This is a genomic window from Brevibacillus sp. M2.1A (assembly GCF_013284355.2).
Classification (GTDB): domain Bacteria; phylum Bacillota; class Bacilli; order Brevibacillales; family Brevibacillaceae; genus Brevibacillus.
In genome coordinates this window covers 4,979,806-5,000,767 of the sequence record NZ_JABSUY020000001.1, presented here as the reverse complement: position 1 = coordinate 5,000,767, position 20,962 = coordinate 4,979,806, and the positions used below count along the sequence as shown (strand labels likewise).

Sequence of the window (20,962 nt, the reverse complement as noted above, 5' to 3'; positions counted from 1 at the left end):
CTATCCCACGACGAGGGGCAGATGGATGTTTTTCATTCCCCTTAGCTTTTGGCTGTTTTGGTCACAAGCCAAGTGCAGGCAGTCTTATTTGTCGTAGTTGCAATCCATTCGCATGGTTGATTGTTTACAGGAGTGATCAAGCGCAGAGTATCGCCTTTGAGACCACCGTATTTGACGGAGGCGCTGGGGGCTGTTGCGACATACACCACACGTTCGTTGATGGAAACAGTTGGGATATAGGAAGAGTTTTCGGATTTGTAGCCGCTAGTGAGGGAGACAGGAACAGGGAGGTTTTTCATGGAGAGGGTTATTTTATCCGAAGTCTTGTGATAAAACATTTTTCCGGTAACCTGGCTGAAGTCGCCACCATCCACGGTGACTACCAATGGGTACGTTCCAGTGCCGTAGAGCATGATCGCGTGGTCAGATCCGGAATAACGGTTGTTTATGAGATAGACGTTTCCGCAGCGGTTCAATGAAATGTTTTGGGTCAGTCGAGGGTCAAACGAACAACTTCTCACGGTAACATGCCGCTCGGCGAGCACATCCCATGGCTCCAAGCTCAAGGCGTAGCCGCCGATGGAAGCCGCTGTATCATTGGCCTCGAAGCTACAGCCATCAAATACAAGTCCTACATCCGAATAATCCACGGTTATACCAGTACCTACCGTCTTTGTACTTCCTTGCGCGGTTGTATGCAGTACCCAGCGACAGTTGCTGAAAGTCATGTTTTTCATAAAGTTCACCCGATTTTTCTGATCAGGTGCCGTATAAAAAACCGAGGAGCTGATACAGCCTGTCATGCCAGTAAGACTGAAGCTGGCGAGCGAAACCAGATTACTACCTTGCACGACCATCGGGGAGGACAAATCTCCTTCCAAGTCGAGCTGTTGACGGCAAGAGATATTGCTCAGGTTTACGAACATGGGTGTGGCTCCGTCGTACCCTTGATTGAGCTCGACTTCAAAACGATCACAAGCTACATTCGTTGCATTCAGCCGCTCCAGGCCACCCGTCACGGTAATGTCTGAGCGTGTACGCTTGCGGTTGTCGCTATAAAAATCGGTAATTTGCACCGTGCGGACATAGCAGTTCGTTTCCCCGGCAAAGTAAAAATGGTCGGCGACTCCATCCGTACACCATACTTGTTGTAGCGCTACGTAATTGATATAGCTACTAGGACCTCCACCACGAATGTAGAAATCAGCGCTATGTTCGTAATCGTAAGGATCGGGTGGCAGCGGATTTGCTCTTGCATTGGAATCAATCTTCAGGTTGGAGACCACAAAAGAATCAGCATCACCACCCGAGGACGTAATCGAGAAAAGCCAGCGCCAATCTGCGCCAGATGAATTGGCTTTCCTTTTTAACACGGAAAACGGACCGATTCCCTGCATCACTAGGCTTTTTCCTGCTCCTAGGATGACCTCCAGTCTGTTTGGCTCAATGATATAGGTGCCAGCAGGAAAAAATAATGGAATTTGCAGGTTCAGAGCAGCAGTCAATGCAGCCTGGATTGCTTGGGTATCGTCGGTCACTCCATCCCCCTTTGCTCCGTGTGTTTTTACATCAATCCACATAAAAGCATTCTCCTCCAGTAATTGGTAGACAAGATTGTCTTCATTTCATTTCATTCAACCATTTCTCAAATGTTGACAACCATTTAGTAAAAAGGGCATGGACTACATAAAAATGTGTTCCATAAACTTTGGGCAGCCACTGGCATATTTGTCCTAGAACCTCCGTATGAATAAGCAAAGAGGTGGATAGTATGTCGATTTTGGTGACTGGTGCAGCTGGATTTATCGGTTTTCATGTAGCACGACGGCTTTTGGAACAAGGACAGACGGTCTGGGGGGTAGATAATTGCAATGAGTATTACGACCCGGTCTTGAAGAGCAACCGACTGGAAATCCTCCAAGCGTATCCATCCTTTCGTTTTGTCAAAGCGGATATTGCAGATCAGAGCAAAATGGACGAGTTGTTCCGAGAGATGGAGCCGGAAATTGTCATTCACTTGGCCGCTCAAGCGGGCGTCAGGTACAGTCTGGAAAATCCTCACGCCTATACGACTTCCAATATCACCGGGTTTCTGCACATTTTGGAAGGATGCCGTCGGTCGAGGGTCAAGCAGTTGCTCTACGCATCTTCAAGCTCCGTCTACGGAGGGAACACAAAGCTACCATTTGCGGAGTACGATCCCGTAGATGAGCCGGTCAGCTTGTACGCAGCAACGAAAAAAGCCAATGAACTGATGGCCTATACCTACAGTCATTTATACGGCTTGCCTGCGACGGGACTTCGCTTCTTTACGGTATATGGGCCTTGGGGCCGACCAGATATGGCGCTCTATACGTTTACCAAGGCGATTTTGTCGGGAGAGCCTGTCCGCATTTTCAACTACGGCAACATGACGAGGGACTTTACGTATGTGGACGATATCGTCGAAGGGATGCTGCGACTGATGAATCGAATCCCGCAAAGGGAGGGGGATAAAGCGCCGCATGAGGTGTTCAACATCGGGAATCACCAGCCGATCGATTTACTTTCGTTTCTCTCAATCTTGGAAGAGAAGCTGGGGAAAAAGGCTGTTCGCGACTATTTGCCCATCCAGCCGGGGGATGTTCCTGCTACCTATGCGTCAGTAGAAGCTCTGTATGAGGCGACAGGCTTTCGCCCAAAAACACCAGTCGACGTGGGGATATCTCGATTTGTAGACTGGTACGTCAGCTATTATGGTGTCGCTCATGCGTAAAAAAGTGGGAGTCGTAGGTCTTGGATATGTAGGACTGCCTGTCGCGATTGCTTTTGGCCAAGTGCTTCCAGTGGTTGGTTTTGACATAGACGAAAGACGCATACGCAGTCTGGAGAGTGGAATGGACGAAACGGGAGAGATGTCGACAGATGAGCTGAAGCGAGCCAACATCATGTATACAGATGACCCTGCAAGTCTCGCAGCGTGCGATTTTATCATCATAACGGTGCCCACTCCTGTCGATTCTGCGAAACGGCCCGATATGCGGGCACTCATTCTCGCGTCTGAAAGCGTTGGGCAACACCTGAGTTCAGGGACTATCGTCGTCTATGAATCGACAGTATACCCAGGGGCAACAGAAGAGATTTGTATTCCTGTATTGGAACAAGCGTCTGGAAAGCTGGCGGGGATTGATTTTTATGTCGGCTACTCACCTGAACGAATCAATCCGGGGGATCGGGAGCGGAGATTGTCCCAGATCGTCAAGGTCGTTTCTGGGCAAGATCGCCAGACGTGTGAAACGATTGCCGAGATGTATGGGCTGATTGTAGAGGCAGGTATTCACAAAGCGCCCTCGATTCAGGTGGCTGAGGCAGCCAAGGTGATTGAGAACACGCAACGCGACATCAATATCGCCTTGATCAATGAGCTCTCGATTATTTTTGACCGTTTGGGCATCTCAACGGCAGATGTGCTCGAAGCCGCTCGAACAAAATGGAATTTCCTTCCGTTCTCTCCGGGACTCGTCGGTGGTCATTGTATTGGCGTCGATCCGTACTATTTGACATACAAGGCGGAGAGTGTCGGTTATCATCCGCAGGTCATACTCGCTGGACGACGGATCAATGACGGGATGGGCAAGTTCGTCGCGACCTCACTCGTGAAACAAATGATCTGGCAAAATATTGCGATTCAAGGCTCGCGGATCACGATTATGGGCATCACCTTTAAAGAAAACGTGTCGGACATTCGCAATAGTCGGGTCATCGACATTGTCCAGGAACTGAAGGAGTTCGGAGTAGAGGTCCAAGTGACAGATGAATTGGCTTGTCCAGAGCGGACGAGAGAGGAATACGGCATTCAATTGCGAGAGTGGGAAGACCTGCAGCCTGCCCACGGAATCGTATTGGCCGTACCTCATGAGCGATATCTGCACCTGGGATGGGAGGAGCTTGCCGGGCTCTTGTATCAGGGGCAAGGTGTCATCGCAGACGTGAAAAGCGTGCTAAATCGCGAAACATGCCCGGCAGAAATTAGCCTGTGGCGTTTATGATGACCATTCTTTGAATAAAGATCACCTGGAGCGGATGAATATGAGCTACCGGAAGAGAAGATTCTGGTTAAGCTTATCGGACGCAGGAATTATCAGCTTGGCTGTCTGGTTAGCCTGCCTGGTTCGATTTGATTTTTCTTTCACGGAGATAAGCGAATATCAACCTATGTATTTGATGATTGGCCACGTACTGTTCGTCGTGACAGGCATGCACTTTGCTCAACTCTATCGACCTGTTTTCCGCTATGTCAGTGTTCGCGAGCTGGTCTCGATCATTTTTGCCACGAGCTTTTCCGTTTTGGCGCTCTACCTGGTACTCAAAATGACGTACCTGCTTAGTTGGTCTATCCGATTTCCCACCTCACTCTTTCTGATGACGCTAGCCTTTGTTTTGCTCGGCATCACAGGCTCCCGGTTTGTATGGAAGTGGTGGAATGAAGAGCGGGAGAAAAGAACGCAGGATCGCAGGCGCACATTGATTATCGGGGCAGGCAACGCAGGTGTGCTCGTAGCCAGAGAGATGAAAACCTCACCTTTGTCGGAACTGCGTCCAGTGGCCTTTATCGATGATGAGCCCAGCAAACAAAATCTGCGCGTGTACGGCTTGCCGGTCGTAGGGAATCGGGCTGATATCGCCCGTGTCGTGCAACGACTTTCCATTTCAGACATCGTGATTGCCATGCCATCCGCTTCCCGACAGACAATTAAGGAGATTTTCGACATTTGCAAAACGACGAGAGCGAGTGTCAAAATTTTGCCGCACGTAGCAGACATCATCAGTGGAAAAATCACGATGAACATGATTCGGGATGTAGCGTTGGAGGATTTATTGGGAAGGGAGCCTGTTCAAGTCAATCTGGAAGAGATTACAGGCTACTTGCGACAGCAAGTCGTACTCGTGACAGGAGCGGGCGGCTCGATTGGGTCCGAGCTTTGCAGACAAATAGCTAGATTTGGCCCAAGGAAACTTCTTCTCTTGGGGAATGAAGAGAACGGGATTTTTGAAATGAGCCTGGAGCTCTCGCGTTTGTTTCCTGAGCAGGAGACAGTCAGCTTGATTGCAGATATTCGTGACAGACAAAGAATTGCTTCGATTATGCATGAATATCGTCCCGCCGTTGTTTTTCATGCGGCAGCCCACAAGCATGTGCCGTTAATGGAGAACAACCCGTGTGAGGCATTAAAGAACAACATTCTGGGTACGAAAAACGTAGCGGAATGCGCACTGGAAACCAGCGTCTCTCATTTCATCCTGATCTCGACGGACAAGGCAGTGAATCCAACGAGTGTGATGGGTGCCACGAAAAGGATCGCCGAGCTTTTGATCCAGGGGTATAACCATTTCGGACTTACCCGGTTTGCGGCTGTTCGTTTTGGAAATGTCCTGGGGAGCAGGGGGAGTGTCGTTCCCGTTTTTCTCAATCAAATCCGGGCAGGTGGACCGATTACTATTACACATCCAGATATGGAGAGATTTTTCATGACCATTCCTGAGGCTGCCCAGCTCGTCATCCAGGCGGGAGCACTCGCTCAGGGAGGGGAGATCTTCATTCTCGATATGGGGAAACCGGTCAAAATTGTTGATATGGCCCTCGACCTGATTCGCTTGGCAGGCTTGGAGCCGGGTAAGGATATTCCGGTTGTATTCACAGGAATTCGTTCGGGTGAGAAGCTGTACGAAGAAATTTTGACGGCGGAAGAAGGCTTGTCGTCTACTTGCCATAATCGCATCTTCATAGGCAAGCCGCTCGATTTTTCCTGGAATGAGCTCTTGGCAGGGATCGCCCGGTTGGAGCAAATTGCAGACAAGGGAGCGACGATGGAGGACAAACAATCCATTATCGAGATTTTGCAAGGGATCGTTCCAGGCTATCAATCCACTTCTTATGTGAAGGAAGAGTCTACGCCAGTCCCTTATCCAGTGGCAATCGGATGAGCGTCAGCAAATGGAAGGAAAAGATCGCCACGATTAAGTGGAAGCGGATGCTTGCATGGGGAGGATTGATTTGTCTCATCGGCTTGAGTGGTTATGGTGTGTACGTCTATCTGTCGTTAAAAGAAACCGCCAGCAAAATGTACCTCCCTATCCGCACGCAGAAATCTGTGGAGATACCTGTAGCGACTGAACCAGCATCTGTGAGACAAACACCGGCTTTAAATTCCCAAGGTGCAACAACACCACTTGCGGCTGAAGTGGAGAATTCCGCTATCTTGCCCAAAGAACCGATCACCTTGCTGCTTCTAGGCGTTGATGAGAGAGAGAATGACAAGGGACGCTCAGATGTCATCCTCGTACTCTCCGTCAACCCGAAAACGAAATCTGCGCTGCTCATCAGCATACCGCGTGATACGCGAACCGCTATCGCTCACAAAGGTACTCAGGATAAGATCAATCATGCCTATGCATTCGGCGGCGTACAGCAGGCAGTAGACACCGTCGAGCAGTTTCTCCAATTTCCCATTGATTACGTGGTGACCGCAAATATGGAAGGATTCGCAGGTGTGATCGATGCGCTGGGCGGAGTGGAAGTCAACAACAAGCTTGCCTTTACTTATGCCGATTACACCTTTCCGGTAGGTCCCATCCAGTTAGACGGGAAGCAAGCCTTGGTCTACGCTCGCATGCGCTACGAAGATCCGAGAGGCGACCTCGGGCGCAACGAAAGACAGCAGGAAATCATCAAGGCATTGCTGGATAAAGGGGTAACTCTTGCATCGCCTACCCGATTGAATGATGTCCTTACGACGATGGGGAAATACGTGAAAACGAACATGACCTTTGATGTGATGAAACAGCTTGCCCTAAGCTACAGCACGGCAGTTACCTCCGTCGAGACGATTCGTTTGGAAGGAAAGGGTCAAATGATCAATGGAATCTACTACTATATCGTCAGCCCGCAAGAGCGTGAGAGATTGACCGAGAGTCTTTCAACTTTTCAAAAACAAATCGAACCTCCCGTACAACTGCCGAAAGAAGGAAGTGACAGCATGGCGGGGCAAAGGGGGAAGCAGGATGAATGAGGAGCTTAATCTTCGTGAAATACTCTTGATGTTGTTGAAGCGATGGAAGCTGATCCTTTTGATTACTTCTTTGTGCACCATCGGAACAGCGCTCGTGAGCTTCTATTTGCTGACACCGATTTATCAGGCTAAGACGGAAATATTAGTGAATCGCTCGCTGGATTCAACCGTAGAGAGCATGCTATCTGTCGCAGAAATTGATTCCAATCTGAAATTGATTGAGACCTACCGCGTCATTATTGAAAGTCCACGGGTGATGGAACGCGTGCTCGAAGTGATCGGGGCCGGCGCTACGATGGAGGATCTGCTTCTTCAAACGAAAGTGGAGCCAGTCAAGGACTCGCAGGTCATTTCCATTACGGTAGAAGACCCGGATCAGGGCAGAGCTGTGCTCATCGCCAATACCATCGCGAAGACCTTTCAGGAAGAAGTCGTCAAAATGCTTAGCATGAACAACGTGCATATTTTGGCGGAAGCCCGAAACAATCCGGCGGCCATTCCCGTGAGCCCAAAACCGATCCTCAATTCGGTGATCGCTTTTGTCCTCGGGTTGGCAACATCTATGGTCGTCGTCTTCTTGCTTGTGCAGATGGATACTCGACTTCAATCGGAAAAAGAAGTGGAGGAGTTTTTAGGTTTACCTGTACTGGCAACGATTGCGGTGATTGACAAAAAAACACGGAAGGCATTTCGCCAGCCCAAGGTGGAGGAAGTGAGGAATGAGTATGAGAAGGCAGAAGCCTGATGATCGTTATCAAAAGCTGATCGCCCATTGGGAGCCGCTGTCTCCGCTGGTAGAGGGCTACCGTACTCTTCGCTTGAACATTCAGTTTTCCATGGGCGACAAGCTGATGCAAACGATTTTAGTCACCAGTCCAGGGGCTTCTGAGGGAAAAACGATCACCGCTGCCAACCTGTCCTTGATGATGGCAAAGGATCACAAGAAAACGGTGCTGCTTGATTTTGACTTGCGCAATCCCCGGGTGCATTTCACCTTTGATATGCCGAATCTGTACGGGATCAGTTCTTACTTTTCGGATATGTGCCAGATTCCCGATATCATCCAACCGTCTGGGGTATCAGAGTTGTCGATCATTACAGCAGGGCCGATCCCGCATAATCCAGCGGAAATGCTCGGGACGCCACGGCTCTTGGAATTGATGGACTATCTGCGCCACAACTACGATTTTGTGATTGTCGACAGTCCGCCACTAATCGTAAGCGACGCAATGGTGCTGGCGAGGGAAATGGACGGCTGTGTCATGGTTGTGGATGCAAGCAAGACGAAGCGGGATTCTGCTGTCAAGGCGGTAGAGCAGTTAAAAGCAGCAGGCGCCAACTTGCTCGGTGTTGTTCTCAACAACAAAAAGGTAGGAAAGAGAGAAGGCTACTACGGATACGGGTACAACGCATAGCAGAAAGTGGGGCGTTTGTAGACATGCATGCCCTCAAAATAGCTTGGCAACGACAATGGAGCCGTCTCAATAAAGATCGCGACGTTCACGAAGTGATTCGCGGCTCGGCCTTCACGTTTTTGTTTCGGCTCCTTGGCTTCGTACTACTCTATCTCTTGCAGTTCTACATTGCCAGAGAGTATGGAGCCGAGAGCCTGGGCATCTATTCGCTGACGATCACCCTGATGAATATCGGAATGGTGCTGGCCGTTTTGGGGACGGATACAGCCATCATCCGCTTTCTCTCGGAGTTTCGCGCGAAAGGCTCACTTTATCAGATTTCCGAAGTCTTCAACAAAGTAGTGCTGTGGGCTACGCTGATTTCGATTGTGCTTGGGGTACTTTTGCATCTGTTCTCAGAGCAGGTGTCCGCCTACGTGTTTGCAGGGGAGCTGCCAGCAGAGGCACTAAGAGTCGTCGCGTGGATGCTTCCGTTTGTGTCGCTCGCCAGGCTGTATGCATCTGCATTTCGGGCACTGCATCGGGTTGTCATCTCGATCACTGTCGATATCGTCGGTATGCGTTTTCTGCACTTGGCGTTTCTCTTCATCGCCATTCCTTTTTTCGAACCCAGTACGATGCTCTTGATTCAACTGCTCGCAGCTGCTGTTATCTTGAATGCGGTCTATGGGATGGGGCAGTGGTATGCGACGAGCCGAGGATTTCGTAGCGGTGTACAGCCGACTGCGGGAGAGCCCGGTGTTAGGTTGAGGGAAATTATTGCAGTCGCACTCCCGATGTATCTCAGTGCGTCGATGGAATTGATTATGACGTGGACAGATATGATCATGCTGGGGATTTTTACGGACGCCAAAACCGTCGGAGTATACAGTGTGGTCATTCGTCTGGCAATGGTGACGGGCTTTGCGTTGATTTCCATCAATACGATCCTCTCTCCGAAGTTTTCTGAGCTGTACGCACGTAATGATATGGACGGCTTGAAAAAGATGATTGCGTTTGCCAATCGGCTCATTTTCTTCACCTCTGCTCCTCTCAATCTGCTAGTGGCGCTATTCGCCGTTCCGTTGCTCACTTTTTTTGGCGAAGAGTTTGCCAGTGAGAGCCTCGTCCTAGTGATTTTGTGCATGGGGCAGTTTGTCAATTTTTGCACAGGGAGTGTTATCCCCTTATTGACGATGACCGGGCATCAGAAAACGGCCCGCAATATTCTTGTCTGTTCAGCTGCACTAAACATAATCGGAAACGCTTGCCTCATTCCGCTGTATGGAATTATCGGGGCCGCCATTGCTACATCAATCAGCCTGATCTGTCGAGATCTTTGTGCTTCGTATTGGGCATCCAAATATTTTGGATTTCGCACGTGGTATATCCCGTTTTTGTCCGAAAAATATTCCGTCTCGCTCCAGGAGACGAGGTCATGAAGAAGGTGGCTTACCGTGAAGGATGAGCTGTATCCGTCTATGTTTTGGGATAGTGAAGAGACACGCCATTGCCGTCTGCAGGTGCAGAAGCCGTGGAGCAGGGAGGAATTTTGGTCGTACTACTTCACTCGTCGCATCTCCATCTACGTGAGCTTATTGCTGACCCGAAAAACACGCATTTCCCCCAACGCGATTACAATGGGGGGGATTGTTGCCGGGCTCCTAAGCGCTGCAGCATTTATGTATGGAACGGCGGCATCCTTTCTGCTCGGCTGCTTCTTCTGTCAGGTGTGCTACTTGGCGGATTGCGTCGACGGGGAAGTGGCCCGCATGCGCAACCAGAAGAGCAAGGGAGGAGAATGGCTGGACATCGGGCTCAACTATGCACTCTACCTGGTGTCATTCGGTGTGATATACGGCATCATCAATCATCACGCGATGTTGGGGCCGTGGTTGCTTTATTTGATTCTGCTGACGATTTTTGCAGAGATTTTGGCGACGAATGGCTCCGATCTCGTCTTTAGTCAAGGGAAAATCTCTCACGAAACAGTCTCTATGAGAAAGCGCAGCAAATGGATCGATGCTTTTGTCTTCCTTTTTCTTACCCAAACGGGCTATCAGTTGGGCGTGCTCGTTACCGCGTTCCTGTGGGCAATCAGCGGTCAGATGCTATTTTTGCTCCTATGGACCTTCTACCACCTGTTCGTCGGACTGGCCAGATCGATGTACAAGCTGAAGCTGAACATCAAATACGTCATGCCATCTCTGAAAGAAGGAGGGGAGTCGGATGAAGGCACTGCTCATGGCAGCAGGTCTCGGGTCACGAATCAACGAGCAAATTGACGGTATTCCCAAGTGTACAGTGGACATCGGAAACCAGGCGCTCATTGAAAATACGATAACGGAGCTAAGGCGCCACGGAATTGATGAGATCGCGATGGTGGTGGGCTATCGAGCCAACGTGATTACCCAGTTGCTCGGAGATGAACCGATTCGTTTTTATCACAACCCTTTTTATGATCGGACGAATAGTATGGTGTCCCTCTGGTTCGCCCGCGAGTTTTTGCAAGGAAGCGACTGCTTGCTGTTGAACGCCGACGTTTACTTTGAGTCGAAGGTACTGGAGGTCGTGTTGCAAGAGACCAGATGCCCTGTCATGTTTGCTGATCCAGTGCGTCGCTATGAGGGGGATTATAAATTTGGCTATGAAAACGGACTCTTGCTCCGCCATGGAAAGGAGCTCTCACTGGAAGAGACAACTGGCGAATACGTTGGAATTGCCAAGCTTCAAGAGAGCTTTCTGCCAATATTTTTGCGGCGAGTACAAAGGTTGATTCAGGAGAAGCAGTATGATTTGTGGTGGGAAAATGTCCTCTATTCTTTTTTGGGGGAAAGGAATGTGTATGTCGCACAAATACCATCGGGATTGTTTTGGGCAGAGGTTGATACGTGGGAGGATTATCGGCGAATCCTGCAATTCACCAACCATCTGGCGCACAGGTAAATGATGATCAAGGAAAAGCTCTCACCGGACAAGATCCTTCTTTTGCTATATGTGGTACTTAAGCCCTTCTACTTCTTCCCAAGTGGCAATCCGCAAATCGCCGATTTTATTATGCTGATCTTGATCGCCTACAGCTTCTTGTTTCGCTTGGGGCGGGTCAACCGCAGACTCGGATTTTTTCTCTTCCTTACCCTTCTGTTTTTGTACGACATTATGATGGTGAACGGCATATGGGCGATTGCACTCGGCGGGGAAATGGATGTATTCAGCTCGACCAAGTGGTATTTGTACAACGGAGCCGTGATGCTTGCCCTGGTTATTTTGTTCAGGCGCAACCCGCAAGAGTACGTCAAATGGGTCTTCCTGGCTACGTCCACTTCCTTGCTCGTTCAGGCATTCATTCTCGTGTCAGGACTGTCACCGGATAGTGACGAGTTCAGGCAGTCCTTGTTCTTCAACAATCCGAACCAGCTCGGCTATTTTGGGCTTCTGTGCATGGGGATATGCCTGCTGTGTGCCCGCTTCGTATCTGTGAAGACCATTCCTCTCTTTGTTGCGATCGGCACGGCGTTTAGCATCATTGCAGCGTCCCTGTCAAAAGCAGCGATCATTAGTGCCGTAGGGATGTACCTCGTTTTTTTGCTCCTCTCGATCAAAGAACGCACGGGCTTGTTTTGGATGAATCTCCTTTGCGTGCTCGTCTCGTCCTTCACTGTCTTCTTCATCTATTTGTACACCAACGAAAACGTGCTGAGCGATGCTTCTATTTACACACAAATCGAAGAACGAATGGTCACACTCGGCGAAGATTCGGATGACAATTGGGCAGCGCGGGGCTATGACCGGATTGCCAACCATCCGGAGTACATTTTGTTCGGAGCAGGGGAAGGGATGTACGAGCGATTTAACAGCAGCATTTCGTTGGAACTCCATTCTACCTTAGCCAACCTGTTCTTTTCCTACGGCGTAATGGGCACGGTGTTGTTCATTCTCGTGATTTATGGGGCGGTTCGTGGGCATCGATTGGTTGCTTGGTATCCGCTTTTTTTCCAAATTTTGTACGGACTCACTCATAATGGAATTCGCGAAACGTTTTTCTGGATCATGCTCGCGCTGTATTTTGTGACAGCCGAAATCAATACGCGTCAGATCAAAAATGGCGGTGATCTGCTTGAAAAAAATCTTACAAGTATGCGCAATTGACCGCTCTGTAGAAAGCTTGCTGTTTCCCCTGATTGAAAAGCTGATGGGTGAAGGCTACGAGGTGCATACCGCGTGTTCGGATACAGGGCGCTTTGATGTGCTAACAGCAAAGGGATTGACGCTCAGAAGTATCCCCATTAAGCGAAAGATCGACCCGATTTCCAATCTGGTCACGATTGGGGCATTGTATCGGTTAATGAAAAGGGAGAAGTATGATGTCGTGCATGTTCATACACCGATCGCTGCTGTTCTCGGGCGTGTGGCAGCAAGGTTGGCAGGAGTGCCGCATGTCATTTACACAGCACATGGCTACTTCTTTCATGAGGGCATGAGCAAAAGAACGTATCGGATGTATTACACGCTGGAAAAATGGTTTGCCCGGCATATGACTGACTATCTTTTGCTTCAAAGTCGGGAGGATTACGAGTTGAGCGTGCAGGATGGCTTCTCCTCTCAGGCGGAGCGGATTCTGCATATTGGCAACGGTGTTGATCTCACAGAACGCTTTCACCCGCGACACGTTACGAGAGAAAAGGTCCAGTCCATCAAGTCCTCACTGGGGCTGCGGGATGATCATGTGGTGATCACCTATGTAGGACGTATGGTCTCGGAGAAAGGAATTTTTGAGCTGTTGGAGGCCTTTCGCAAGCTGGCGGGCGAATTTCCACGTCTGCGCCTCTTGTTGGTGGGGGACGTGTCTTCCAGTGAACGCGATCAGCGGGGGCAAAACTTCGTGGAGCTTTGTCGACAGCATCCGCAAATCATTTTGGCTGGATTCCGCACAGACATCCCGGAGTTGATGGCCACCAGTGATATTTTTGTCCTTCCTTCTCATCGCGAAGGGCTGCCTCGATCCATCATTGAGGCAATGGCGATGGCAAAACCGATCGTCGCCACGAATATCCGTGGATGTCGGGAAGAAGTCAGAGACGGGGTCAACGGATTTTTAGTAGAACCAAAACAGATATGTCCCTTGTATGCAGCTTTAAAAAAGCTCGTAGTGGATTCGAGACTCAGAGAAGCATTCGGGCAGAACAGCCGCAGTATCGCGCTTGAGCACTTTGATGAGCGAACGGTCCTCGCGAAGCAGGCGGCGTTATTTGCCCAACTGACTGGTCAGCTGAGAGAAGAAAGAGAGCAGGAGAAAGGAGGCAGCGGAGAAGATTGGACAAGACGGGAGCATTCGTCATTTCCCTAGACTTTGAACTTTACTGGGGCGTCCGAGACAAGAGAACCATTCAGTCCTATGAGCAAAATTTGCTAGGCGTTCGTCAAGTGATCCCCGCACTTTTGGAGCTGTTTGCCAAGTATGAAATGCACGTCACCTGGGCGACTGTCGGTTTTTTGTTTTGCGAGTCGCGCAAGGAGCTGGCAAGTGTCGTCCCATGGCATCTCCCGGCGTATGCCGATGAAAAGCTGTCACCCTATCCCTATATGGACACAGATGCGATCGGAGAGCATGAGCAGGTCGACCCGTATCATTTTGCTCCTTCCTTAATCAAGCTGATATCCTCTTACCCGCATCAATTCATCGGAAGCCACACCCTTTCCCACTACTATTGTCTGGAGCCGGGACAGACTCCCGAAGCTTTTGCTGCTGACCTTGATTCTTTTCATCGAGTGACTCACAAAAAAGGATACTCCCCTACCAGCATCGTTTTTCCGCGAAATCAGGTACAGCCTGCCTATTTATCTTTGTGCAAGAAAAAGGGGTTTCGTTCCTATCGCGGCAACGAGCAGTCTTGGATGTATCACACACAAGGGGCTGCCGAAGAGACATTGTTCAAAAGAGCCATGCGACTGATGGATGCGTATGTGAATCTCTCCGGTCATAACAATTATGTTTCATTGCAGCGTAGTCCAGAGGGAATGGTCGATGTTCCATCCAGTCGGTTTTTGCGTCCTTATCATCCTCGACTACAGAGGTTGGAAAAATGGCGCATGAAAAGAATCAAACGCGACCTGACTCATACGGCAGAGCACAATCGCTTGTACCATCTATGGTGGCATCCGGAAAACTTCGGGAACCACATGGAAGAGAATCTGTCCTTTTTGGAGGAAATCCTCCAGCATTACTCCATGTTACGCGAGAGGTACGGCATGCAGAGCCTCAGTATGGAGGAAGCGGCAGCGAAGTGGAATCAACAGGAGGTGCGGCATGAAGTCCTTGTTTGATCGTGGCGTATCCTTCCTGATGCTCGTCATGCTGTCCCCGCTGATTTTGCTGGTGAGTCTGCTCATCCGTTGGAAGCTGGGGTCTCCGGTTTTGTTTGTACAAGAGCGACCAGGTTTGCACGGAAAACCTTTTTTTATCTACAAATTTCGCACGATGACCAATGAGCGTGATGAGAGTGGAGTGCTTCTCTCTGACGAGCAGCGGCTGGGTTCATTCGGAACGCTTTTGCGCAAGTATAGCTTGGATGAATTGCCACAACTATGGAATGTGCTTCGCGGTGAAATGAGCCTCGTAGGGCCGAGACCGCTACTGATGGAGTACTTGCCGTTGTACACGCCGCGGCAGTTAAAACGACACGACGTAAAGCCGGGGATTACAGGCTGGGCGCAGGTCAATGGAAGAAATGCGATTGACTGGGAGCAAAAGTTCGAGCTGGACGTCTGGTATGTAGAAAATGGCAGCTTTTTACTGGATATGCGGATTATCGGTCTGACGATCAAGCGTGTTTTTCAATCGACAGGCATAAATCAACTGGGCAGCGTCACGGTAGAAGACTTCAGAGGGAGTGAAAACACAGAGCGCGCTGGGAGGGAAGCATGTGAGCCTGATCGTACTGTCGGAACAGGATGATTGGACCGAATATTTGCGACGGTTTTTCAAATTAGACGTGTCCTACACGAAAGAATTTGTGCAGCTATACGCCAAAATGGAGCAGGGCACGCCAGAAGCTGTCTTTTTCAAGAGTGGGGAGAACGAGGTTTTCTACCCGTATTTGGTCAGACGTCTGGATGGGTGGATTCCCGGCTATGCGGATTTGGTTTCGATTGGATACGGAGGGCCATTTGTCGTGGGAGGACAGACGGCTGCCCGATTGTTCCAGGAGCAATTCCACGTCTACTGTCGGTACAAAAACTATCTGACAGAAACGGTCCGCTTTCATCCGTTGCTGGGAAATGCGGAGCTGTTTGCGGATCAAATGCGACTGGATTTGGTGAGGATGGTAACGGCTGTCGATTTGCGCCCCACACTTTCCTACATTCGTGCTCACTATACGCAAAACGTCGGACGAAATATCAGGAAGGCCGCGGCAAACGACGTCCGGGTTACATTGGGCGGAACCGATTGGCTTCCTTCTTTTATCCAGCTGCATCGGGAGACGATGGACCGTAATCAAGCCGCGGCGATCTATTACTATGCACCTGAATTTTTTTGGGGACTCATGAAAAAAACAGAGCTGTGCAAGCCGCGGCTTCTGCTTGCCATGCATGAGGATCGGCCGGTGGCGGGAGTACTTTTGCTCAGTGGAAATCAATTCGCCCATTATCAGCTAGGGGCATCCCATACGGAAGACATGGCGCTTGGCGTCAACCACCTCCTCTTCGACGCCATGATCCAGCAGGCAAAGCAAGATGGAGCACAGCTACTTCTCCTTGGAGGAGGGAATTTGGATGGGGATGGCTTGTTCCGTTTCAAGTCCTCGTTTGCAAACGGCAATCATTTTCCGTACTGGATGGGCAAAAAAGTTCACGATGAGGAAGTGTATCTGGCTTTGTGCCAAAAACTACAGGTCGATCAGGCTGGCGAGCAAGATTTCTTTCCTGCCTATCGCAATGGAGGGACGTCGTAATGAGTGCGCAGCAGCGGATTTTTTTATCACCGCCACATATGGGGGAGGATGAGCAGGAGTTGGTGGCAGACGCCTTTGCCTCCAATTGGATTGCACCATTGGGGGAACACGTCGATGCTTTTGAGCGGGAGATTGCCCAGTATGTCGGCGTAAAAGCTGCGCTGGCTGTATCCTCTGGAACGGCTGCTATCCATCTCGGCCTTAGGCTAGCCGGTGTGGCTCCGGGTGATACGGTGTTTTGCTCCAGTCTCACCTTCGTCGCCAGTGCCAATCCGATTCTGTACCAGGGAGCGACTCCAGTATTCATTGATTCCGAGGAAGGGTCCTGGAATATGTCTCCGCAGGCATTAGAGCGAGCCTTGCAGGAAGCTGCAGCAGCGGACAAGTTGCCCAAGGCGGTCGTCATCGTCAATTTATATGGGCAGAGCGCAGATATGTGGCCGTTGATGGCGCTTTGTGAGCAGTATGGGGTGCGCGTGGTGGAAGATGCAGCAGAATCGTTAGGAGCTGTATACAAAGGGAGAATGAGCGGTGCCTTTGGTCATGTTGGGACTTTTTCATTTAATGGCAATAAAATCATGACGACTTCAGGTGGTGGAATGCTCGTCTCCGATGACGTTGAGGCGATTGAAAAGGCGCGCTTCTGGTCGACGCAGGCGAAGGAGCCAGTGAGGCATTACCAGCATGAAGAGATGGGCTACAACTATCGGTTGAGCAACGTACTGGCGGCAATTGGCCGGGGGCAGCTGCGCGTCTTGGAGGAGCGAATCGAGGCAAGGCGAGGGATTTATAAGCGTTATGAACAAGCCCTCGGACAATTGCCTGGCATTTCGTTCATGCCCGAGCCGGCGACAGGGCGATCCACCCGCTGGCTAACGGTGATGAGACTGAATCCAGCTGACACGACACTCTCTGCTGCACAATTGATCGATGCACTGGGTAGAGAAAATATCGAAGCCCGTCCCGTGTGGAAGCCGATGCATCTACAACCGTTGTTCGCACAATGCCAATACTATCCGCACCAACCTGATGAGAGTATATCAGATCAGCTGTTTGCCGAAGGTGTTTGCTTGCCGTCGGGTTCCAGCTTGACTGCTGAACAACAGGAGCGGGTCATCGGTCTGATCATGAGCTGCCTCCTGAACCAGGAACGGGGGGTGCGCCATGTATAGTTATGAGCAGCTAGAAAAATGGCGTAGCCTCTGCTCGTCTTCTTATTACGTGCTGGACACCGTGAAGCTCTCCGAGAACTATCGTCGTTTCCAACGGGCTTTTACCCAGCGGTATGAGCATGTAGTCGTCGCGTATTCGTATAAGACCAATTACTTGCCGTTTTTATGCCAAAAGCTGCATCAGCTAGGGGCGCATGCTGAAGTCGTCTCTCGACTGGAATACGAATTGGCACGGAAACTCGGCGTCGACCCTGCGTCCATCATTTTTAACGGCCCGCTCAAAACGGAAGAGGACATTCATTTTGTCTTGGAGCAGGGGAGCCTGATCAATCTGGATTCTTTTTCGGAAATCCCGTGGGTGGTGGCCTACGCCAAGCAGTATCCCGAGCAGACGTTTCGGATCGGGCTGCGGATTAATGTGGATTTGGCCAGGGGTGGCGTGAGTCCTCTGCAAAATGGGTACGAGGTCAGCCGATTTGGTTTTTGCGTCGAAAACGGCAATTTGGAAAAAGCCCTGAGTCAATTGGCTGTCGCCCCGAATGTGCATGTAGTCGGGTTGCATGGACACTTTTCCACCAATCGCAGTGTCGGTGTGTATCGCCAAATTGCGCGCTATTTATGCCGTTTGGGAAAACAGCATTTGGGTGAGCGGCTTGCTTTTATCGATATGGGAGGCGGATTTTTTGGCGAGCTCCCGACCTCATTCGGGATGACGGCTGCACCAACCTTTGAGGAGTACGCCGAAGCGATTACGTCAGTCATGAAGGAGGAGCTGGCAGAGCTGGATCACGCTCCGTTGCTGATTCTGGAGCCGGGTATTTCACTTGTGGCAGATGCCGTTGATTTCGTTTGCCAGGTCATCGATGTAAAAGAAAACAGAGGAGAGCGATTTGTTCTCGTGGATGGCAGCATTCACAATGTCAAGCCGACGATGCACGCGCACCCTTTGCCAGCCCGACATGTGTGCAACCGCAAGCCAGTTCCCGAAGCGAGCTATCATGTCGTCGGGTATACGTGCATGGAAAAAGATTATTTGCTTCAAAGCTATACGGGACCTTTGCCTGATAGCGGGGATTATTTTGTCTTCGGACACGTAGGGGCGTATACGCTTGTCTTTAATCCACCTTTTATTCGGGAGAGGCCGCCGGTTCTCGCTATCGATGGAAAAGATACAGTCATTGTCAGGGGAAAAGAGACTCTCCAACAATTCATACCCGAATCGGTTTATCGTTTTCACGTTGACAAGCAGGGGGTCGTGAACTGAATGAACGTACTTGTGACCAGTGTAGGCAGACGAGTCAAGCTGCTCCACTATTTTGTACGCGAATGGGGTGACACTGGCAAAATCATCGCAGTCGACTGCGATCCGACAGCCCCGGCCCTGTACGCTGCCCATTATCATGAGCAGGTGCCGCGTATCGACGATCCTGGTTATCTCGATGCCCTGCTGCACATTTGCCAACGCTACGAGATCAAGGCAATCCTCTCTTTAATAGACCCGGAGTTGACACTGTTGGCTGCATATGCAGATCGTTTCTACATGCAGGGCATCGAGGTGATCGTGTCCGATCGGGATGTAATCCAGATGTGCTTGGATAAGATGGCTACGTATGATTTTTTGTCCGCGCATCAGATTCCCGCCATTCCCACCTTTACAAAAGTGGATGAGGTACAAGCAGCGCTTACAGCAGGGCAGATTACATATCCATTGATTGTCAAGCCGCGGTATGGAAGTGCCAGTTTAGGCATCACACGTGTGGAGAATGATCAAGAATGGTCCATGCTCATGGAAAACACGGAGGATGTCGTCATTCAACCGTTCTTGCAGGCAGAGGAGTACGGAGTGGACGGCTATGTGGATCTGATCTCGGGGGAGCTGGTGACACTATTCACCCGCAAAAAGCTGCGCATGCGGGCAGGGGAGACGGATCGCTCACTCGCGGTAAAAGATCCGCGTCTGCTATCGCTAGCGAAGGAACTGATTCGTGTCCTGGAGCCGCGTGGGCCCATTGACATCGATTGTTTTTTGGTGGGAGATCAGTACGTTGTGTCGGAGATCAATCCCCGCTTTGGCGGAGGGTATCCGCATGCTCACGAAAGCGGAGTGAACAGCGTCCGTGCGCTTCTCCAAAACGTAAAGGGTCTGGTGAATGTACCGAAAGTAGGGGAGTACAAGGAAGGAAGCATCATGATGAAATACGATGAGGTCATGCTTCTGGAGTGAAGGGAAAAAAATCCCTCAGAAGCGGGAAAGGGCAGGGAAGCGAAAAACAAGATAAATATTGCGTACCTGCCCCATATTGTACAGTGGCTGTATTGCTGAAATATGCTACAATTGTAGTTGAGCGTCCACGTGATGCCTACTTAATCAAAGTGCAGGAGTGTTACAGACCATGATCATCCAGTTCATTCGTTATCGGTAATGTGAGGTACAGCTCAACAGAATCCCGCATTTTTTGAAAATGCTTGGGGTTTATTTGACTGTGCCTTTTTTCATTCACCGAAATACGAATGAATGGGGTGCTTTTTTTGATGTCTACAGCTATTTCCCAGTATGTGGAGATTTTTCGTTGTCCAATTTGCCAGTCGGCTATGCGCAACGTACCTGTCACCAGCTTGGTATGCAACAATCATCATTGCTTTGATTTATCCAAGCACGGCTATGTTCACTTGGCTACGCGAACCTACAAAACAAAGTATGACAAGCAATTGTTTGCAGCGAGAAGGGCAATCATGGAGCAAGGCTTCTTTGATCCATTGTATGACGTATTGAGCGAAGTCATCCTGCATAGGACAGACGCTGAGGAAAGCCAGATGTACGTGCTGGATGCAGGATGCGGCGAAGGCTATCATCTGACGCAGGCTCGGCAGAGAGTGATGCAAACAAGCAAAGTCCCATTTGTCGGAGTGGGTGTCGATCTCGCCAAAGAGGGGGTTATGCTCGCGGCGAAGAGCGATCCAGAAGTAGTTTGGTGCGTTGGCGATTTGACAAATGCGCCGTTTGTCGACAGACAGTTTTCATGCATTTTGAATCTATTATCTCCATCCAATTCGGATGAGTTTCATAGACTCCTCGCTGATGATGGAAGGATGATCAAAGTCATTCCGGAGGCCAACTATTTGCGAGAGCTAAGAGAAGCCTTGTATCAAGAAACTCCCAAAACACAATATAAGAATACTCGTACGATCGAGCACTTCAAAACCAGCTTCCAGCTAATTGGTAAGGAACGGGTTCAGTATCAGTTCCGACTGGAGGAAGAGCGTCTTGTTTCCCTGCTTCAGATGACTCCGTTGGCGTGGGGAGCGACACCTGAGCAGTTGAAGCGAGTGTCTGACTTGGCAGGAGTGGATATAACGATAGACTTGGCTGTGTTGATTGGCAGGAAATAAAGCAG

General features: G+C 50.1%; 19 protein-coding genes. 18 read left to right on the top strand and 1 reads right to left on the bottom strand.

Translation table 11 applies throughout. The features are described from left to right. Positions 1–41: 41 nt before the first annotated feature. Positions 42–1,580 carry a glycosyl hydrolase family 28-related protein gene (locus HP567_RS23875; RefSeq protein WP_173610926.1) on the bottom strand — a complete coding sequence of 513 codons (1,539 nt, stop codon included), beginning with the start codon at positions 1,578–1,580 and terminating at the stop codon, positions 42–44. Between the two features lie 191 nt (positions 1,581–1,771). Between HP567_RS23875 and HP567_RS23870 the strand changes: the two genes are divergently transcribed. The 18 genes from HP567_RS23870 to HP567_RS23785 all read left to right on the top strand — a co-directional run bounded on the left by HP567_RS23870 (position 1,772) and on the right by HP567_RS23785 (position 20,957). Further along, positions 1,772–2,755 carry an NAD-dependent epimerase gene (locus HP567_RS23870; protein ID WP_173610927.1) on the top strand — a complete coding sequence of 328 codons (984 nt, stop codon included), beginning with the start codon at positions 1,772–1,774 and terminating at the stop codon, positions 2,753–2,755. Further along, entirely contained in the window at positions 2,748–4,028 is a 1,281-nt protein-coding gene (locus HP567_RS23865) for a nucleotide sugar dehydrogenase (RefSeq protein ID WP_229088112.1), read from the top strand. The genes HP567_RS23870 and HP567_RS23865 overlap by 8 nt, the downstream gene beginning before the upstream one ends. A 40-nt stretch (positions 4,029–4,068) precedes the next feature. Further along, entirely contained in the window at positions 4,069–5,964 is a 1,896-nt protein-coding gene (locus HP567_RS23860) for a polysaccharide biosynthesis protein (RefSeq protein ID WP_173610929.1), read from the top strand. Further along, positions 5,961–7,049: an LCP family glycopolymer transferase gene (locus HP567_RS23855; RefSeq protein ID WP_173610930.1), complete on the top strand. Its 1,089-nt coding sequence runs from the start codon at positions 5,961–5,963 to the stop codon at positions 7,047–7,049. Before HP567_RS23860 ends, HP567_RS23855 begins: the two co-directional genes overlap by 4 nt. Then, on the top strand, positions 7,042–7,794 hold the full coding sequence (locus HP567_RS23850; protein ID WP_173610931.1) for a YveK family protein: 753 nt from the start codon (positions 7,042–7,044) through the stop codon (positions 7,792–7,794). The genes HP567_RS23855 and HP567_RS23850 overlap by 8 nt, the downstream gene beginning before the upstream one ends. Next, positions 7,769–8,464, top strand: coding sequence for a CpsD/CapB family tyrosine-protein kinase (locus HP567_RS23845; protein WP_173610932.1), 696 nt, complete (start codon positions 7,769–7,771; stop codon positions 8,462–8,464). Before HP567_RS23850 ends, HP567_RS23845 begins: the two co-directional genes overlap by 26 nt. 23 nt (positions 8,465–8,487) lie before the next feature. Next, positions 8,488–9,885 (top strand): flippase, encoded by a 1,398-nt coding sequence (locus HP567_RS23840; RefSeq protein WP_173610933.1) that lies wholly within the window; start codon positions 8,488–8,490, stop codon positions 9,883–9,885. Positions 9,886–9,900: 15 nt separating this feature from the next. Continuing rightward, positions 9,901–10,728 carry a CDP-alcohol phosphatidyltransferase family protein gene (locus tag HP567_RS23835; protein ID WP_173610934.1) on the top strand — a complete coding sequence of 276 codons (828 nt, stop codon included), beginning with the start codon at positions 9,901–9,903 and terminating at the stop codon, positions 10,726–10,728. Then, the gene (locus HP567_RS23830) at positions 10,673–11,389 is read left to right on the top strand and encodes a phosphocholine cytidylyltransferase family protein (protein ID WP_173610935.1); all 717 of its coding nucleotides are present in this window, start codon (positions 10,673–10,675) and stop codon (positions 11,387–11,389) included. The genes HP567_RS23835 and HP567_RS23830 overlap by 56 nt, the downstream gene beginning before the upstream one ends. Then, positions 11,390–12,592 (top strand): O-antigen ligase family protein, encoded by a 1,203-nt coding sequence (locus tag HP567_RS23825; RefSeq protein WP_173610936.1) that lies wholly within the window; start codon positions 11,390–11,392, stop codon positions 12,590–12,592. Further along, a complete protein-coding gene (locus tag HP567_RS23820; RefSeq protein WP_229088241.1) occupies positions 12,552–13,790 on the top strand; it encodes a glycosyltransferase family 4 protein in 1,239 nt (412 codons plus the stop codon). Before HP567_RS23825 ends, HP567_RS23820 begins: the two co-directional genes overlap by 41 nt. After that, complete coding sequence (locus tag HP567_RS23815; protein WP_173610938.1) at positions 13,757–14,767, top strand: polysaccharide deacetylase family protein; 1,011 nt, start codon at positions 13,757–13,759, stop codon at positions 14,765–14,767. The genes HP567_RS23820 and HP567_RS23815 overlap by 34 nt, the downstream gene beginning before the upstream one ends. Beyond that, the gene (locus HP567_RS23810; RefSeq protein WP_173610939.1) at positions 14,751–15,398 is read left to right on the top strand and encodes a sugar transferase; all 648 of its coding nucleotides are present in this window, start codon (positions 14,751–14,753) and stop codon (positions 15,396–15,398) included. The genes HP567_RS23815 and HP567_RS23810 overlap by 17 nt, the downstream gene beginning before the upstream one ends. Further along, positions 15,367–16,395 carry a GNAT family N-acetyltransferase gene (locus tag HP567_RS23805; protein ID WP_173610940.1) on the top strand — a complete coding sequence of 343 codons (1,029 nt, stop codon included), beginning with the start codon at positions 15,367–15,369 and terminating at the stop codon, positions 16,393–16,395. Before HP567_RS23810 ends, HP567_RS23805 begins: the two co-directional genes overlap by 32 nt. Then, a complete protein-coding gene (locus tag HP567_RS23800; RefSeq protein ID WP_173610941.1) occupies positions 16,395–17,567 on the top strand; it encodes a DegT/DnrJ/EryC1/StrS family aminotransferase in 1,173 nt (390 codons plus the stop codon). Before HP567_RS23805 ends, HP567_RS23800 begins: the two co-directional genes overlap by 1 nt. Continuing rightward, positions 17,560–18,831, top strand: a complete 1,272-nt coding sequence (locus HP567_RS23795) for a diaminopimelate decarboxylase (RefSeq protein WP_173610942.1) — start codon at positions 17,560–17,562, stop codon at positions 18,829–18,831. The genes HP567_RS23800 and HP567_RS23795 overlap by 8 nt, the downstream gene beginning before the upstream one ends. After that, a complete protein-coding gene (locus HP567_RS23790; protein WP_173610943.1) occupies positions 18,832–19,791 on the top strand; it encodes an ATP-grasp domain-containing protein in 960 nt (319 codons plus the stop codon). A 308-nt stretch (positions 19,792–20,099) separates the two neighbouring features. Next, the gene (locus tag HP567_RS23785) at positions 20,100–20,957 is read left to right on the top strand and encodes a putative RNA methyltransferase (RefSeq protein ID WP_229088110.1); all 858 of its coding nucleotides are present in this window, start codon (positions 20,100–20,102) and stop codon (positions 20,955–20,957) included. The last annotated feature ends 5 nt before the right edge of the window (positions 20,958–20,962 follow it).

Excerpts from the sequence above, each read along its gene's own strand:
- HP567_RS23825 (WP_173610936.1), top strand. The coding sequence starts at position 11,390 with ATGATGATCAAGGAAAAGCTCTCACCGGACAAGATCCTTCTTTTGCTA.
- HP567_RS23845 (WP_173610932.1), top strand. The coding sequence starts at position 7,769 with ATGAGTATGAGAAGGCAGAAGCCTGATGATCGTTATCAAAAGCTGATC.
- HP567_RS23840 (WP_173610933.1), top strand. The coding sequence starts at position 8,488 with ATGCATGCCCTCAAAATAGCTTGGCAACGACAATGGAGCCGTCTCAAT.
- HP567_RS23795 (WP_173610942.1), top strand. The coding sequence starts at position 17,560 with ATGTATAGTTATGAGCAGCTAGAAAAATGGCGTAGCCTCTGCTCGTCT.
- HP567_RS23810 (WP_173610939.1), top strand. The coding sequence starts at position 14,751 with ATGAAGTCCTTGTTTGATCGTGGCGTATCCTTCCTGATGCTCGTCATG.
- HP567_RS23870 (WP_173610927.1), top strand. The coding sequence starts at position 1,772 with ATGTCGATTTTGGTGACTGGTGCAGCTGGATTTATCGGTTTTCATGTA.
- HP567_RS23855 (WP_173610930.1), top strand. The coding sequence starts at position 5,961 with ATGAGCGTCAGCAAATGGAAGGAAAAGATCGCCACGATTAAGTGGAAG.
- HP567_RS23830 (WP_173610935.1), top strand. The coding sequence starts at position 10,673 with ATGAAGGCACTGCTCATGGCAGCAGGTCTCGGGTCACGAATCAACGAG.
- HP567_RS23860 (WP_173610929.1), top strand. The coding sequence starts at position 4,069 with ATGAGCTACCGGAAGAGAAGATTCTGGTTAAGCTTATCGGACGCAGGA.
- HP567_RS23790 (WP_173610943.1), top strand. The coding sequence starts at position 18,832 with ATGAACGTACTTGTGACCAGTGTAGGCAGACGAGTCAAGCTGCTCCAC.
- HP567_RS23800 (WP_173610941.1), top strand. The coding sequence starts at position 16,395 with ATGAGTGCGCAGCAGCGGATTTTTTTATCACCGCCACATATGGGGGAG.
- HP567_RS23850 (WP_173610931.1), top strand. The coding sequence starts at position 7,042 with ATGAATGAGGAGCTTAATCTTCGTGAAATACTCTTGATGTTGTTGAAG.
- HP567_RS23785 (WP_229088110.1), top strand. The coding sequence starts at position 20,100 with ATGTCTACAGCTATTTCCCAGTATGTGGAGATTTTTCGTTGTCCAATT.
- HP567_RS23875 (WP_173610926.1), bottom strand. The coding sequence starts at position 1,580 with ATGTGGATTGATGTAAAAACACACGGAGCAAAGGGGGATGGAGTGACC.
- HP567_RS23865 (WP_229088112.1), top strand. The coding sequence starts at position 2,748 with ATGCGTAAAAAAGTGGGAGTCGTAGGTCTTGGATATGTAGGACTGCCT.